This is a genomic window from Photobacterium sp. MCCC 1A19761 (assembly GCF_037389125.1).
Classification (GTDB): Bacteria; Pseudomonadota; Gammaproteobacteria; order Enterobacterales; family Vibrionaceae; genus Photobacterium.
In genome coordinates, this window is record NZ_JAZGTF010000029.1 from 23,543 (window position 1) to 38,411 (window position 14,869).

Genomic DNA, 14,869 nt, shown 5'->3' on the forward strand with positions numbered 1-14,869 from the left:
GGACAGTGAGGGCGACAGCTAGCCCTAAAATCGCTTTGATCAGCAGCCCCATCTGTTTGCTTCCGCCTTTGGGCGCTTGGTTACAACATCCCATGGTGATCTCCTCTCATTGTTGCCAGGAGGATAAAGCTTCCTGCAGGTGGAAGGTAAAGTCTGGCACGGGCGAGTGTTGAGAATATCAACACTTTGCCCGCATGGCGGGCAGGCTGATCTGTCATCTCGTCTGCCTGTCACAAGTGTTACACCTGTCTCATCAAAACGAAACCTGCTCAACTTCTCCCCGAGGTTTGAACTAGCCCCATATACTGACAAAGATGAATGCATTGAGCAGAGGACGCAATGGCAGCCGTGGTATCACAGCGAGTACCTGTGGGCGTGATCACCGAGATTTCCGGTCCGGTGGCTGTGGTTGCCTGCGACACATTGCCGCCGTTGCGTCAGGCTTTATGCGCCAGCGTTGCGGGCGAGACCTATCTGTTTGAGGTGCATCAGCACCTCGATACCCATCACATCCGCGCCATTATCTTGCATAAAAATGCGGCCCTGCATCGCGGGATCACGGTTTATGACACCGGAGCTTTGCTCCATATTCCGGTCAGCCCGGATTGTCTGGGGCGGCTGCTGGATTTTTTCGGCGAGCCGCTGGATGGCGGACAATCGCTCGACGCTGCTGCGTTTCGCGAGGTGCATTGTTCGCCGGTGCCGATCCATGAATCGGTCGGCGTCGGGCGGGTGTTAGAGACCGGCATCAAGGTAATTGATTTGCTATGCCCGTTTATGAAAGGCGGCAAAACCGGCTTGTTCGGGGGCGCCGGGGTCGGAAAAACCGTCCTGATCATGGAATTCATGCATTCGGTCGCGACCCTGCATCAGGGAGTATCGGTTTTTTCCGGGGTCGGTGAGCGGATCCGCGAAGGGCACGAGCTGTGGCATGCCATCCGGGAAGCCGGGGTCTTGCCGCAAACCCTGATGGTGTTCGGACAAATGGACGAATCGCCCGGCGTTCGCTTTCGGGTCGGGCTGTCGGCCCTGACTTATGCGGAATATCTGCGCGACACGTTGGAAAAAGACGTCCTGTTCGTCATGGACAACATTTTCCGCTTTGTTCAGGCCGGCAGTGAGGTGTCCAGCCTGCTCGGTCGGATGCCGGCGACGGTCGGTTATCAGCCGACGCTCGCCACGGATATTGCCGAGATGCAGGATCGGATTTTGTCCACCGGGCACGGCACCATGACCTCCGTCCAGGCGGTGTATGTACCGGCCGATGATATGACCGATCCGGCCGTTAGCACCATTCTCAGTCACTTAGACAGCACGGTGATCTTATCCCGGGCACAAGCCGGGAAAGGGATTTACCCGGCGGTTGATGTGCTGCAATCAAGTAATAAGCTGATGGATCGCCACACGTTAGGCGCGCGCCACTACGGCATTGCGGAAGGAGTGCGAGAGCACCTGGCGCGCTACCATGAGCTGGAAGATATTATCACCATGCTCGGAGTCGAGGAGCTCTCTGCCGCCGATCGCACCATCGTGATGCGGGCGCGCAAGCTGCAGCGCTACCTGACTCAACCTTTCTGGACGACCGCCGCGCATACCGGAGTGCCGGGTGTCTCTGTGCCGCTCGAACAGACCTTACAGGACTGCGAGGGCTTTTTGCAGGGGCGATATGACGCGATCGATGAGGCCCACTGTTACATGCGGGGAAGCATGGAGCAGCCAAGACCATGAAGACGTTCACTCTGTTGCTACTGGACGCCACCCATGCTGAAACGATTGAAGGTGTCAGCTCATTTCGGGGCGAAGACAGCACCGGTGGTTTTGGCCTGCTGACTGATCACACCCGTTTTATGACCATTCTCACGTACGGGATCGCTCGCTATCGTCTGGGGGGCGGTGACTGGAAATACCTGGCAGCGCCCGGTGGGGTGATCTATTTTCACAACAACCGTTTGACGCTGTGCACTGACCGGTTTCTGCTCGATGATGACTACCGGCGGATCAGCGCCGCATTGCAACAACAGCTGCTGGCAGAAACCGATAAATTGAACACCTTCAAACAGAGTCTGCGCAATATGGAGGAGGCGGTGTTGAATCGGTTGTGGGAGCTGGATAAACGCGAGCGGATGTAGCACATGGCCAAACTGGATGATTTAAAACAGAAAATTGACCGTCAGACCGAGCGGATCAAAAAAGCTGAGCAAGAACGCCAGACGCTGCTTGGCCAGACGATTTATATCGGCACGCTGGGGCTGCTGTTGGTGCTGCCGGTGGTCGGCGGGGCTTATCTCGGCCACTGGTTAGACAGCATGATGGCCGGCTATTCGATTCGCTGGACCATGAGTCTGATCTTGCTCGGAGTGTTTGTCGGTGCGTTCAATGTGTATTTGTTCATTCGGGAGTAACACGATGGCTCATCCGAAATTACCAGGTCGCTTCGTTCCGGGTGTTGCCCTGCAGCGGGGAACGAATGATGGTACTCGATAGCACCCTGATCACCACCTGGATCATGATCGGCATCATCTGGCTGCTGATCTGGGTATTGTCGCGCCGGTTAGCAACCAGCCCCGGATTGCTTCAGACCGCCGTGGAAGGGGTTGTGGTCAGTATTGAAAATGCGATCCGGGAAGTCGCGCCGCAGCATGCGCAAACCCTGATGCCTCTTGTCGGCAGCCTGTGGGTTTTTCTGATCATCGCCAACCTCAGCGGGCTTATTCCCGGGGTGCACTCCCCAACCCGCGATCTGTCGGCAACGGCTGCTCTGGCGCTGGTGGTTTTCCTATCCACTCACTGGTACGGCATTCGTTTACTGGGGATCAAACAGTATCTCCGCCATTACCTTAAACCCAGCCCGATCCTGCTGCCCTTCCATCTGATCGGGGAAATCACCCGGACCGTTGCGCTGGCGGTGCGGCTGTTCGGTAACATGATGAGCCTGGAAATGGCTGCGCTGATGTTTTTGATGGTGGCCGGTTTTCTGGCGCCTGTGCCCATCTTAATGCTCCATGTGATTGAAGCCCTGGTACAGGCTTATATCTTCGGCATGCTGGCGCTGTTCTATGTCGCCGGTAGTCTACAATATCAACAACAGCGGCAAGCAGGAGACACGAATGCCTGATTTATCGACCTTTGTTGTCACATCAACGACTGCTGCCATTATCGGGATTTCTATCGGAGTCCTGGGTCCGGCGATCGCGATGGGATGGGCGATCAGCCGTGCCATGGATGCCCTGGCCCGCCAGCCGGAAGCTGAGCGGGCCATTATGCGAACCCTGTTTATCGGCCTGGCGATGATCGAATCCCTTGCCATTTATGTTCTGGTGATTGTGCTGATCGCCCTGTTCCGAAATCCGTTGCTTGAATACCTGATCACCTAAGCACCTAAGCACCTAAGCATCTAAGCATCTAAGCACCAAAGCACAGCGCGTGATGATGGCAGCCCGGTACATAAGGAGCGGTTTTGGAATTTAGCTGGTCGACCTTCCTGCTGGAAATACTCAATTTTCTGGTCTTGGTTTGGATCCTCAAACACTTTCTGTTTCAGCCGGTGCTGGCGGTTATTCGCAAGCGTCAGGCCGGGATTGATGCCCAGCTGGCTGAATCTCAGCGGCTTCATGAGGAATCGACTGCCCTCAAAAGCGACTATGAGCATCGCCTGAACCACTGGGAGCAGGAGCGTCAGCAGGCCAGAATGGTACTCACCAAATCTTTAGACGCCGAGCGGGCCACGCGGCTGGAACAGTTAAAGCGGTCGATCGAAGAGGAAAAGGAGAAATTCCGGGTCGCTGAGTCCCGACGGCAGCAGGAAACCCGGCGGGAAATCGAACATCAGGCGATGCAGCAAAGTGCGCAATTTGCCGCAATTCTGCTCCGTCAAGCCGCCGGTCCTGAACTGGAAGCCCGGTTGTTGGCCCGGTTGCTGGATGATTTGTCTCAGCTTTCTGAGGACCAGGTGGCGGCGCTTCAGTTGCAGTGGGGAGAGGTTCCGGAAGTCATCGCCGTCACCAGTGCTTATCCCATTTCTGACAAAAATCGCCAGGCGCTGACGCAGGCTTTACAGGAAGTCTGCAATCTTTCGGTGCCGGTTGAGTTTGCCGAAGATCCTCAATTCATTGCTGGGGTTTGTATCACCATCGGCGCCTGGCGTTTGCATGCGAATCTTCGGGACGAGCTCAAAGGATTCGCGGAATTTGCTTATGTCACGCGATGAAGCCGAGCGCCGTCATCCGCTGCTGCAACAGGCGGCGTGGCTGAAGCAGTACCAGCCGGGATTGCGGATTGAAGAGCAGGGGAGCGTGCGTTCGCTGGGAGACGGCATTGTCCGGATCACCGGGCTGCCCTCGGCGGCAATGAACGATATCTTAACCCTGGCGGACGGCAGTCGGGCGATGGTGTTTGACCTGACGGAAGCGCAGGTCAGCGCGGTGCTGTTACAGCAAACCAGCCGGTTGACCGCCGGAACCCGGGTATCGCATGCCAGCCATCCGCTGAGTATTCCGGTCGGAGACAGCTTACTCGGTCGGGTGATCGACCCCCTGGGCGCGCCGCTGGATGGCCAGCCTCCGCCGAGTCCTTCGGCATGGCAGCGACTGGATGCGCTATCGCCTCCGATCATTCAGCGCGACTTTGTGAACTCGCCGTTATACACCGGCAATAAGATCATCGATACCCTGATCCCGATTGGCAAAGGGCAACGCCAGTTACTGATTGGTGACGAAGGACTGGGGCGAAGCGCACTGGCGATCGATACCCTGATCCACCAGCGCGATCGCAACGTGCGATGTATCTATGTCCTGATTGGTCAGCGGCGCTCGACTGTGGTCAATACCATTGCGGTGCTCCGCGAATACGGCGCCCTGGCGTATACCACTGTGGTGGTCGCAGAGGCGAGCAGCCTGCCCGGACTGCAGCACCTGGCCCCTTTTGCCGGGTGTGCCATTGCCGAATACTGGATGCAGCAGGGGCTGGATACCTTGGTCGTCTATGATGATCTCAGCACCCACGCCAACATCTACCGCGAGTTATCCCTGTTGCTGCAGCGTCCGCCGGGACGCGAGGCGTATCCGGGCGATATTTTTTCGGTGCATGCCGGCCTGTTAGAGCGAACCACTTGTCTGAGTCCGTCCCATGGCGGTGGGAGTATGACCGCATTGCCGATTGTGGAAACCAATCAGGGGGAGATCGCCGGTTATATTCCCACTAACCTGATCTCGATCACCGACGGGCAAATCTATCTGGAGCGGGATCTGTTTTCCGCAGGTTTTCGTCCGGCGATCGATATAGCCCGCTCTGTCTCACGGATTGGCGGGCAGGCGCAGCATGAGCGGATGAAAGCCGAAGCCGGCAGTATGAAGCTCCATTATCTGCAGTTTCTGGAACTCGAGCACTTCACCCGTTTCGGGGCGCGGCTGGAAGCTTCTATGGAAGCAGCGATTCAGCGCGGGTTGATTTTAAGAGAGATCCTCAAGCAGGAGCAATTTTCCCCGTTGGGAGAGACATTTCAGCTGGCCTGGCTGGAGGCCTTCAATGACGGACACTTTGAATCGGTTGAGCGCCGTCAGATCCCTGCGATCCTCGAGCACCTCAAGCAGCAAACGGATGCCAGCGAGCTTACCCTCGACAGCTCCCGGGAAGTATGGCGTCAGGCGGTCGCGCAGTGGTTATCCTCGGTGGGCGGCGAACGGGACAGTCCGCCATGACACGGCGTCAGGATTTACAGCATCGCCGCCATAGCCTGAATGAGATCATTAACATCTTGGATGCGATGAAGATGCTGGCGCAGATGGAAAGCCATCATCTTGAGCAGTGCCTGCAGGCGCAACATCGGGTGGTGGCGGCGATCTTGACCGTGGCGAATGATTTCCTGAGTTTTTATCCCCAGACGTTGCCGGAGAGTCCGCAGGCAACCCCGGTTTATCTGATGATTGGCTCTGAACGGGGCTTTTGCGGTCATTTTAATCATGCGTTGCTGAGTGAGTTTGAACAGTGTTTGCAACAAGCGGAAGTCAGGCCAACGGTGCTGGTGGTGGGTCGCAAGCTGTTCAGCCTGGTCGAAGATGACACGCTGCTGCATGCCCGGATCAAAGGCCCGAGTGTTGCCGAAGATGTTCCTGCGGTGCTGGAGGAGATTGTTGAGACGCTGATGGCGCTGCAACAGCAACAGCCCAGGATGACGCTGTTCGGGGTGTATCATCAGGGGGAGCAAGGCATTCTCACCCAGCAATTGTTGCCGCCTTTTCAGCAGAGTCTGCTTCAGCAACAGCCGCATCAACAGCAGCAGTCGCATCAAGCGCAACAACCGCCGCCGCGGTTTTCCTATCCGCCGGCGCTCAATTTATCTCCGACAGAATTTTTACTGGGAGTTGCCAGACAGTACCTCTTTGCCGCGCTGCATGAAGTGCTGTATGCCTCCCTGCTTGAGGAAAATCGGAGCCGGTCAACGCACTTGGAAGGGGCGGTCAGGCATCTTGAAGATCTGTCCGGTGAACTGGCTCAGCAATTGAATCAACTGCGCCGGGAAGAGATCACGGAAGAAATTGAAGTGCTGTTACTCAATGCCGGTCGACTCGAGCAGGAGCGGGCGAAACGGCGCTGACGCTCAGTCTGTCCGACAACATTGATTCTGTGTGGTTAAAACTCTCATTGCTGAACAAGGTGTTAGCATGTTATTTGTGCATGAGGTTTTATACGCGCGCATGGTTTGCAGGGAGCCTTATTGGTTTTACAAAAATACAAGGAAGTGAAGATGGAAATTAAAGAAATCACCTCAATCGGCAATAGAGAAGCGGCGCTGGCGTCACTATTAACCGACTGTATTGAAAGCGGCGCATCGGTTGGCTTCTTAACGCCGGTTGATCAGGCTGAAATTAGTGCTTATTGGCAAGGCGTGGAGCAGGAATTGCAATCCGGCGCCCGCCGGTTATTTGTTGCGATTGAAGATGAGCAAATCCTCGGCGCGGTGCAGCTCTCGCTGTGCCCCAAAGCCAATGGCTCGCACCGAGGCGAGGTGGAAAAGCTGATGGTGAAAACCACCGCCCGCGGGCGGGGGATCAGCAAAAAACTGATGGCGCTGATGGAGCAGGTCAGTCAGGAGCTTGGCTTGTCCCTCCTGGTACTGGATACCCGTTTGGGGGATGTTGCCTCCGCGCTGTATCGGAACATCGGCTATACCGAAGCCGGCCAGATTCCGGATTTCGCTCGCAGCTCTTCGGGTCAGCTCGAAGCGACGGTCTATTTCTATAAGCAGCTTTAACACCTCAAATCGGGCTGCCCTGAGCGGTGTGCTCGGTTTTTTCTCAGGTTTGTAACGGATTAAGCGAATGACGGATATTCATTTTCGACCCATTGACCTCTCGCGTGACTTTCAAACGTGCCACGACTTCAGGCGGGATTCCTACGTGTGTAGTTTTGGCACCGATGATGGGTATGCTCAGTCGGTGATTGGCTATCAAGAACGTATGCAGCAGCGGTTGGATCAACCTGGCTGGTTTTATATTCACCTTTGGCAGGGTGAACAAATCATCGGTCAGCTGGAATTTCGGGCTTTTTCCGATGTAGCCGGGTATGGCTATGTCCATTTGATTTACCTCATCCCTGCCTGTCGCGGACGGGGCATTGCGGATTTGGCGCAAACCTTTATTGCCAACACGCTGAAACATCAGGGATGCAAAGGCGCTCTGTTGTCAGTGAGCCGCACCAACACACGGGCGGTGAAGCATTATCAGCGTTGGGGCTGGCGCTATCTCAAGCCGAACCCCAAACATGCCACGACAGATTTTTACCGGCGGGAATTTGCGGCGGAATGACGCATTTGCTGTGCGCGGGAGATTGTGCAGCGTGTTGATATAAAACGGTGTTTTTATCTGCGATCCTTGGTAACCTGTGTGCATTACCAATCAGGGTCATATACACATGTCAGGAAAGAGACTTCAACGCACATTGCTCGGGGGCTTGGTCACCGCAGGGCTGGTTTCCGGGGCGGTCAATGCGCAGCCGGTGGCCTGGGATACGCCGGGCACGCAGTGGTACAGCCAGCAATCTGAACATTTCACCGTCCATTTCGTCGACGGCCATCGGCAAAGCGCCGCCAAGGTACTCGATATTGCCGAGCAGGTCCGTCAGGATCAGCTGCCGTATTTTCAGTCAGCGCCGGGCGAGCGGACTGAAATCGTGATGGTGGATGACTTTGATGTCTCCAATGGCTGGGCGACGCCGTTGCCGTTTGCCCAAATGCGTTTGTTCATGAGTCCGCCGGAAGACGGCGGCGATCTGGCCACCAGTGATGATTGGCTCCATATGCTGATCCGCCATGAGTTCGCCCATGTCATGCACATGGAAATGGCGGAAGGGACGCCGGAAATCCTGCAGAACATTTTCGGCCGTCAGGGGCTGCTGTTTCCCCATGCGCTGACACCGTCCATGCTGCTGGAAGGGCTGGCGGTGTATCTCGAAACCAGTGAAACGCTGGGCTATGGTCGCCTGCAAAGCAGCCAGTATGCGATGAAAATGCGGATGGAAGTGGCGGGCGGTGAGATTAAAGATCTCAATCAGGTCGTGGTGGCTGATCGGGAATGGCCGCTTGGCTATCAGTATCTGTATGGCGCTTACTTTGTCCAGTATCTCAATCAAACCTATGGCGAGCAGAAGGTGCAGCATTTTCTGCAATCCTACAGTCGTCAGATCATTCCTTATTTCTTGCTCAATCGCACCGCCCGGACTTCGTTTGGGGTGAGCTTTGACACCCTGTGGCAAGGGTTTCAGCAGCAAATGGCGGCGCAGTTCTCACCGCAGCTGGCTGAGTTGAGGCAGCAGGCCGTCACCGGGCGTGATCTGCAACAAACACCTTTCCTTCAGGTGGTGACCGCCAGCGATAACGGACTGCTCGTTAATCGCAACAATGGTGACGATCGGCCTGAGATCTTCCTGCATGCCGCGCCGGAAGGCGATTGGCAGTCGTTGACGGCCCGCTCGAACATTACGGCTTTGGATGCCCATCCGCAGGGTGGACTGCTGGCTTCGCGGCGGATCGACTATGCCGACGGCAGAAGCTACAACGATCTGTTCTTATTTCGGGATGAGGCATGGCAGCAGCTGACTGAGCGTCAGCGTTTTCGGGAAATGCACTGGTTGCCGGATGGCCAACAGTTGATCGCTAGCCGGAAGGTGGCCGGGATCAGCGAACTTTGGCTGCTTGTTGCGGATACGTCTTCACCGGATCCGAAACCGAGCCGGATCTGGCGCGGAGAGCCGGAGACGGTGCTGGGCACTTTTGACATTGCACCGGATGGCCGTACGCTGGTGGCGGCGGTGAAACGGCCGTTGCAGGGCTGGAACCTGGAACGCTTCGATTTGACCACACAACGCTGGGAAGCGCTGACCGATACCCGGGCCGCCGAGAATAGTCCGCACTATCTGCCGGACGGCCGCGTGATGTTCAGTGCCGATTATGACGGGGTTTTCAATATTTATGTTTTGGCGCCCGACAGCGGTCAGGTCACGCAATGGACCCGCGAAGTGGGCGGGGCGTTCCGGCCGGTGTGGCAGCCCGGACATGGTCTGGTCTACCAGGCTTACACGTCGGACGGCTATCAGCTGCGATACTTGACGACGCCAACCGCACTGTCTGAGTTTTCGATAGACGCGCAGCAAGGGCGGTATGACTATCCGCCGGCAGTGACAGCGCCTGCCGCGAAGGGGGACGTTAGTGATTACTCTCCCTGGTCAACCCTGCGTCCGCGCAACTGGCTGCCGGTGGTTGCCATTGATGACATGAAAACCCTGCTCGGGGCGCAGACATTCGGCTCCGATGCGCTGGGCCGCCATACCTATCAGGTGCTGGCGGCGTGGGATGTCGATAATGAATTGGGCGATCTCAATGCAATCTACCAGTACGACAATCGTTGGTTGTTCTCTTATAGCCGGAGTCATGATTTCGACAAGCTGACCCAGGGGATGCGCAGCGATTACCGGATCACCCGAGAAGATGAGTTGTTGGTGCAACGGGATCATCTCTGGAATGCGTTTGAAGATCAGCTCAGCCTGCATGCCGGGGTGGTGCTGGATAAAGAGAAACTGATTTCTCAACCGGACTTTGCGGGCCCATACCGAGACCGTAATGAAACCCTGACCGGTCTGGCACTGACATTTGATAACCGGGAAGCCTATTTGAATGTCCCCGGGGTTGGCTGGGGCCACGCGATTGATCTGGTGGCGGAAACCAACGACTTGCTGGACAGTGACTTTGAAGGCCAGAAGTATCAGGCCCAGTGGCAGGGAACCTGGGATCTGCCGGGGCGAACCACTCTGACCGCCCGGTTGGCAGCAGGCTATGCCGACGATGGGGCCAAGCGATTCCGCCTTGGCGGCCACGACCTGTTCGAAGAAGCTTACTTGTTTGGCCGGGATACCCAGGCGCTGCGTGGGTATGACGAAAGTGTTCAGGTGGGTCATCGCTATGCGACTCAGCGTCTGGCGTTGGAAACCTGGCTGGCCCGGGTTGAACGCAACTGGTCCCTCTACCCGGTGGGGCTGGGGGATATTTCCGGAAACCTGTTTGTGGATTCCGGCGCTGCTTGGGACAGCGGCAGCAGTAAGAAGCAGCTGACCGGTGTCGGGGCCGAGCTGACGCTCGAAGCCAAACTCGGTTATCAGCTGACCTTGCCGGTCACCCTCGGCTATGCCCGTGGGTTGGACAGCGATTTGGGTGAAGACAAGGTCTATTTCTCGATCGTGAGCCGCTTTTAACAGCAGGAGACTCAGCGCGATGGTGCTGGACTTCTGAAAAGTATCGACCGCAGCCACGGCTGCGGTCTTTTTTATACGGGGAATGGGCAGCGCGTTGCGCCGAACCTGCGCAGCTTGCTGAATTACCGCGAATTCACTGAACAGAATCTTCGTCAACGACTCTCCGTTAGCACGTCGACCGGGACTGGCGGGCTGCAAACTGGGCGCGGGTCATGCCGAACAGTACCCGGTCGTCAACGCCGTGGTTGAGTTGGTAAAAGCCGGCTTGTCGTCCTTCCTGAACAAAGCCGTTTTTCTCCAGTACCCGGGCCGAGCCGATGTTGTTGCCGTAGCAATCAGCGCAAACCTTGTGCGCGCCGAGCTGCTCAAAGGCCAGTTGGGTGAGGAACTGACACCCCCGGGTGGCAATTCCCTGATGCCAGGCATGTTCGGGTAACTGGTAGCCGACATCGAAGTTGCCCGGCAGCATCATGTTCCGGGTGATGCCGAGCATCCCCATAAAACGGTGGTCCTGATCCCGCAGGATAAAAGTCGGGTGCTCCGGCCATTGCGCCGAGGTAATCGCGGTGCGGGTGTTGTCAATGATTGGGCTAAAGAACGCTGTGTAGACCTCGGCCGGTGCCGGGGCGAAAAAGAGATACAGGCTGACCTTGGGGTTGTCCAGCATCTCGACGATCTCGGCCAAATCATCCTGACAGATCAGCTGAATGCTGTGTGCGTCATCGAATGCGCAGGGGAGCCCTTGTTGCAGACGTGAAAAATCTATCGTTATCATTGCTTGGTTTGCTTACGTCATTGATTGGAGATATGGCTAGCTTAACGTAGGTGAGGTCGGCAAGATTGAACAAAAACGACAACTCACATGTTTTCGCCCTCAAAATCACCATAGATATCAATGATGAGATTACGTGCTTCCAGATAGCTTCCCGGCGTGGCGCCGATGGCTCGTTTCAGCTGGCGGATCAGGTGCGGTTGATCGCTGAAGCCGAATCGGGCCGCAATCTCAACCCACTCAGGCTGGCGGTCAGGATGCTGATAGAGATGGAGAAAGATTTCATCGAGCCGTTTCATCATCCGATACTGTTTCATCGTCAGTCCGGTGACGCGGACAAAGGCTCTTTCCAGGGTGCGCCGTGAACATCCCAGCGCCTGCTCCGGTGTCGTGTCGGGGATCGTAGCGTTCGGTGTCCTGCCTTCTGAACCTTCTGCGTACGATGCTTTTACGCCCGGCGCTTTTATGTTCAGATCTTCTGTGTCCAGAGCTTCTATGTCCAGATTCAACCGGGCAAGGGCTTGCTGAGTCAGTCGACTGTGCGGGTCATCAGGTGTTTGTGCCAGGATCGTCGCGAAATGACGGTCCAGGCTGGCAACCACGCTTTCGGGCTGATGGCGGAGCTCTAACAGGCCGTTGAGCGTTACAGGCTGAAAGAGTACGTTCAGTGCCGAATTGAGTAGCGCAGAATCTGATTGCGGGATGATCCGGTTGGTATTCTCCTTGCCGCTCAGGCCCAGCAGCCGGTATTGTGCGCCGGGCTGAAACTTCACGCCGAGCCGCAACACTTGCGGGTTGTCCCAGAGGGTTAATGCTTGCGTGAAAGGGGTGAGCAGATGCGAGCCGATCACCGTGCTGGCCTGCATCTCATTCTGCCCTTGAACCTGCCCCTGGACATGCCCCTGAATTAGGTAATGGTGGATGTCTTTCGGCGGCGTCAGGATCAGGTGGCAATGAGGATTGGGGATCAACAGGGGCTGAGCCGGGTCATCATGATGGCGCTCCAGCAGCCAGTAGCAATCAATCATAGTAGCCAGCACCGGATTGGCCGGTGGGTATTTCCAGGTCTTCATCAGCGATTCATTGGAGGCGGACACAAGGGTGATTCTAACATGCTGTCTTTTCAGTGATATACGTCAAAAACGCGGGTTCTTCCCAGGATGCTACCGCCGATAACGTGGTTAGATAGCCACATTAGGATAAAAATTTATCGACGACCAAGAAGGAACGACTCATGGCCTGGACGGGAATCATTATTGTCGCCATCGTGTTTATTTCAATCATGTTTAAGCGATATTTAGATCATCAACTGAAAGTCAAAGCGCTGGAAAGTGAACATCAATCCCGGGCATTGAGTGAGATGAAGCATGACATCAAGACTCTGCAAGCACGGATTGAGGTGCTGGAGAAAATCGTGACCGACAGCAGCTATCAGTTGAACAACGAGATTAACCGGCTATAGATTGCTGAGGCGAGTAGTTGAAAAAAAGCCGTTTGAGCATGCAAACGGCTTTGAATGTTGTTAGACCGCGTTGGCGGATGGCTCGCGGGGATTAGTGGCCGCTATGATCCGTCGCATGTTGGTTGTTCTCGTGCTTCGGTTGGTAGGTGGCTTCTTCAACTGCCACTTCGACGTCGACTTTGCCAGCTTTGGCAAAATACAGGGTCAGCGGGAAGCGATCGCCCAGCGCCGGCACCTGCTTCAGATTGAAGAACATAATGTGATAGCTCCCCGGCTTCAGCGTGCGTGTTCCTTGCGCCGGAACGTCAATACTTTCCACTTCCCGCATTTTCATCATCCCGTCTTCATGGATATGGGCGTGTAGCTCCGTTTTTCCGGCAATCGGGGATTCGGCTTTGATCAGCGTATCGGCTTCGTGACCACGGTTTTCGATCTCAAAAAAGGCCGCTGCGACCTGGGATGTCGGTGGAACCTGTTTTGACCACGGGTGGTCGATATGCAGGTTGCCGCCTTGGTAATCGTGTGCATTGGCCATCGCGCTCAACAGCAGGGTACTTCCCAGTAGAAGGTTGATGATTTTTTTCATTATTTTCTCCTTGCTGCCACGGGGATAAGATTGTTTGTGGTCCCGGGGCTGGGTGTTCTCATAAATGACCAAGCGAACAAGCTCAGTTGTGACTTGGTCTTCGACATCATGATTTTCAACATCGTGATTTTCAATTATTTAGGTCTAGGATAGACCCTCAATGGGTGACGATGCCGGATTGGGGCGGAGAATGTTTGGGCGCGTAGCGATAATAGATCCGCTCAAGGACCCGGTGACAGTTGAACAGTTGTACCGGGAAAAAACAGAACAGCAGGGTGAGCAGGAAAAAACCGGCGGCCAGCGGGGTGTGTTCCAGGACCGGCGGTAATTTGAGGATCGGGCAGTGGAATTTCAGGGCATGCGGCTTATCACCGGACGCCGCGTCCGTCTGGTTTTGGTGCCGGAGCTGACTGACTTCGACCCATTTCAAGCCCTGACTGGTACAGATCAGCACTTTCTCGCCGGTCAGCCAGTTGCCGTTGCCCTGGTAATGAGCCGGGTTGAGCACCACGATCGCCGATAAAAACTGGGTCAGCAGGATCGACAACAGGGTCAGTACAATGACGCCCTGATGTACGAGGTTGTTCCGGCTGAAATTCGGCATGAGTGAAAGCTAAGTGACTGAAAGAGCGCGCATATTATCAAGTTAGTGACAAGTTTGTAACCTATTATCCCTGATTGCTGTGATGACTTTGAGACCCCGGTAACGAAAGTGTTGCCGTGTCTTCATGCACCACGATGATTCGTTCTCCCTTGCCGACGGGAACCAGCGCCTGAGTCACGGACGGCTCGCTCTGAATGAGTGCGGTAAACGCGGTCAGCTCTTCGGCGTGGGAGATGGCGTTATCGACGATGATCGTGCCGGAAGGGACCAGGCTCTTCTTCAGTAAGGGCCACCAGTCGATGTACTGGCTGCGATCGGCATCGAGAAATATCAGGTCAAACTGCGGTGTCCGGACATCACTGAGGAAGTCTTCTGCATGGGCGGTCAGCAGCGTGACCCGGTCGAGATAACCGGCTTGGGCCAGGTTCTCGGTGCCCAGGCGGGTTTTTTCAGCGGTGATATCCAGGGTGGTGACCTGGCCGTCGCTGCCAACGGCATCTGCCAGCCAGATGGTGGAATAGCCGTTGGACGTGCCGATCTCCAAGACATGCCGGGCACGGGTGGCCCGGATCATTGCCGCCAGAAATTCGCCGGTATCTTTGGTGATGTTGAGCATCTTCTCGCTTTTGTGGCTGACCCGGCGATCATTGGCCTGACCGAAAGCCAGCAGTTTATCCAGTAATCCTAGCGTTTTGGGGTCCATAA

17 protein-coding genes are annotated in these 14,869 nt (G+C 55.8%); 12 read left to right on the top strand and 5 right to left on the bottom strand.

Going from position 1 to position 14,869, the window contains the following annotated elements:
- Positions 1–339 precede the first annotated feature (339 nt).
- From atpD to VV869_RS20050, 11 genes are all read left to right on the top strand, one after another.
- Positions 340–1,728 carry a F0F1 ATP synthase subunit beta gene (atpD, locus tag VV869_RS20000; RefSeq protein ID WP_337736694.1) on the top strand — a complete coding sequence of 463 codons (1,389 nt, stop codon included), beginning with the start codon at positions 340–342 and terminating at the stop codon, positions 1,726–1,728.
- Positions 1,725–2,129, top strand: coding sequence for a F0F1 ATP synthase subunit epsilon (locus VV869_RS20005; RefSeq protein WP_337736695.1), 405 nt, complete (start codon positions 1,725–1,727; stop codon positions 2,127–2,129). The genes atpD and VV869_RS20005 overlap by 4 nt, the downstream gene beginning before the upstream one ends.
- Positions 2,130–2,132: 3 nt before the next feature.
- Positions 2,133–2,402: an AtpZ/AtpI family protein gene (locus VV869_RS20010; RefSeq protein ID WP_337736696.1), complete on the top strand. Its 270-nt coding sequence runs from the start codon at positions 2,133–2,135 to the stop codon at positions 2,400–2,402.
- Positions 2,403–2,467: 65 nt separating this feature from the next.
- Positions 2,468–3,115: a F0F1 ATP synthase subunit A gene (locus tag VV869_RS20015; RefSeq protein ID WP_337736697.1), complete on the top strand. Its 648-nt coding sequence runs from the start codon at positions 2,468–2,470 to the stop codon at positions 3,113–3,115.
- Positions 3,108–3,374 (top strand): ATP synthase F0 subunit C, encoded by a 267-nt coding sequence (gene atpE / locus VV869_RS20020; protein WP_337736698.1) that lies wholly within the window; start codon positions 3,108–3,110, stop codon positions 3,372–3,374. Before VV869_RS20015 ends, atpE begins: the two co-directional genes overlap by 8 nt.
- Before the next feature lie 83 nt (positions 3,375–3,457).
- Positions 3,458–4,207, top strand: coding sequence for a F0F1 ATP synthase subunit delta (locus tag VV869_RS20025; protein WP_337736699.1), 750 nt, complete (start codon positions 3,458–3,460; stop codon positions 4,205–4,207).
- Entirely contained in the window at positions 4,194–5,696 is a 1,503-nt protein-coding gene (locus VV869_RS20030; protein ID WP_337736700.1) for a F0F1 ATP synthase subunit alpha, read from the top strand. The genes VV869_RS20025 and VV869_RS20030 overlap by 14 nt, the downstream gene beginning before the upstream one ends.
- Positions 5,693–6,592, top strand: a complete 900-nt coding sequence (locus tag VV869_RS20035; RefSeq protein WP_337736701.1) for a F0F1 ATP synthase subunit gamma — start codon at positions 5,693–5,695, stop codon at positions 6,590–6,592. The genes VV869_RS20030 and VV869_RS20035 overlap by 4 nt, the downstream gene beginning before the upstream one ends.
- Before the next feature lie 150 nt (positions 6,593–6,742).
- On the top strand, positions 6,743–7,249 hold the full coding sequence (locus VV869_RS20040; protein ID WP_337736702.1) for a GNAT family N-acetyltransferase: 507 nt from the start codon (positions 6,743–6,745) through the stop codon (positions 7,247–7,249).
- Positions 7,250–7,316: 67 nt separating this feature from the next.
- Positions 7,317–7,802, top strand: coding sequence for a GNAT family N-acetyltransferase (locus VV869_RS20045; protein ID WP_337736703.1), 486 nt, complete (start codon positions 7,317–7,319; stop codon positions 7,800–7,802).
- A gap of 106 nt (positions 7,803–7,908) precedes the next feature.
- Positions 7,909–10,740 (top strand): hypothetical protein, encoded by a 2,832-nt coding sequence (locus VV869_RS20050; RefSeq protein ID WP_337736704.1) that lies wholly within the window; start codon positions 7,909–7,911, stop codon positions 10,738–10,740.
- Positions 10,741–10,906: 166 nt separating this feature from the next.
- On the opposite strand, the gene VV869_RS20055 is transcribed toward VV869_RS20050, so the two are convergent.
- Both VV869_RS20055 and VV869_RS20060 read right to left on the bottom strand, forming a co-directional pair.
- Entirely contained in the window at positions 10,907–11,506 is a 600-nt protein-coding gene (locus tag VV869_RS20055) for a GNAT family N-acetyltransferase (RefSeq protein ID WP_337736769.1), read from the bottom strand.
- Between the two features lie 92 nt (positions 11,507–11,598).
- On the bottom strand, positions 11,599–12,585 hold the full coding sequence (locus VV869_RS20060; RefSeq protein ID WP_337736705.1) for a helix-turn-helix domain-containing protein: 987 nt from the start codon (positions 12,583–12,585) through the stop codon (positions 11,599–11,601).
- Positions 12,586–12,746: 161 nt separating this feature from the next.
- Here VV869_RS20060 and VV869_RS20065 point away from each other — a divergent pair, with 161 nt between their 5' ends.
- On the top strand, positions 12,747–12,974 hold the full coding sequence (locus VV869_RS20065) for a nitrite reductase (protein ID WP_337736706.1): 228 nt from the start codon (positions 12,747–12,749) through the stop codon (positions 12,972–12,974).
- Positions 12,975–13,065: 91 nt separating this feature from the next.
- Here VV869_RS20065 and VV869_RS20070 read toward each other — a convergent pair whose 3' ends face one another.
- The 3 genes from VV869_RS20070 to VV869_RS20080 form a co-directional block, all read right to left on the bottom strand.
- Complete coding sequence (locus VV869_RS20070; RefSeq protein WP_337736707.1) at positions 13,066–13,560, bottom strand: copper chaperone PCu(A)C; 495 nt, start codon at positions 13,558–13,560, stop codon at positions 13,066–13,068.
- Between the two features lie 157 nt (positions 13,561–13,717).
- Complete coding sequence (locus tag VV869_RS20075; RefSeq protein WP_337736708.1) at positions 13,718–14,164, bottom strand: hypothetical protein; 447 nt, start codon at positions 14,162–14,164, stop codon at positions 13,718–13,720.
- A 64-nt stretch (positions 14,165–14,228) separates the two neighbouring features.
- Entirely contained in the window at positions 14,229–14,867 is a 639-nt protein-coding gene (locus VV869_RS20080; protein WP_337736709.1) for an O-methyltransferase, read from the bottom strand.
- Positions 14,868–14,869: the final 2 nt, after the last annotated feature.

Coding starts and splice junctions, on each gene's coding strand:
- VV869_RS20070 (WP_337736707.1), bottom strand. CDS start 13,560: ATGAAAAAAATCATCAACCTTCTACTGGGAAGTACCCTGCTGTTGAGC.
- VV869_RS20050 (WP_337736704.1), top strand. CDS start 7,909: ATGTCAGGAAAGAGACTTCAACGCACATTGCTCGGGGGCTTGGTCACC.
- VV869_RS20010 (WP_337736696.1), top strand. CDS start 2,133: ATGGCCAAACTGGATGATTTAAAACAGAAAATTGACCGTCAGACCGAG.
- VV869_RS20045 (WP_337736703.1), top strand. CDS start 7,317: ATGACGGATATTCATTTTCGACCCATTGACCTCTCGCGTGACTTTCAA.
- VV869_RS20015 (WP_337736697.1), top strand. CDS start 2,468: ATGATGGTACTCGATAGCACCCTGATCACCACCTGGATCATGATCGGC.
- VV869_RS20065 (WP_337736706.1), top strand. CDS start 12,747: ATGGCCTGGACGGGAATCATTATTGTCGCCATCGTGTTTATTTCAATC.
- VV869_RS20080 (WP_337736709.1), bottom strand. CDS start 14,867: ATGGACCCCAAAACGCTAGGATTACTGGATAAACTGCTGGCTTTCGGT.
- atpD (WP_337736694.1), top strand. CDS start 340: ATGGCAGCCGTGGTATCACAGCGAGTACCTGTGGGCGTGATCACCGAG.
- VV869_RS20035 (WP_337736701.1), top strand. CDS start 5,693: ATGACACGGCGTCAGGATTTACAGCATCGCCGCCATAGCCTGAATGAG.
- VV869_RS20075 (WP_337736708.1), bottom strand. CDS start 14,164: ATGCCGAATTTCAGCCGGAACAACCTCGTACATCAGGGCGTCATTGTA.
- VV869_RS20040 (WP_337736702.1), top strand. CDS start 6,743: ATGGAAATTAAAGAAATCACCTCAATCGGCAATAGAGAAGCGGCGCTG.
- VV869_RS20030 (WP_337736700.1), top strand. CDS start 4,194: ATGTCACGCGATGAAGCCGAGCGCCGTCATCCGCTGCTGCAACAGGCG.
- atpE (WP_337736698.1), top strand. CDS start 3,108: ATGCCTGATTTATCGACCTTTGTTGTCACATCAACGACTGCTGCCATT.
- VV869_RS20005 (WP_337736695.1), top strand. CDS start 1,725: ATGAAGACGTTCACTCTGTTGCTACTGGACGCCACCCATGCTGAAACG.
- VV869_RS20060 (WP_337736705.1), bottom strand. CDS start 12,585: ATGAAGACCTGGAAATACCCACCGGCCAATCCGGTGCTGGCTACTATG.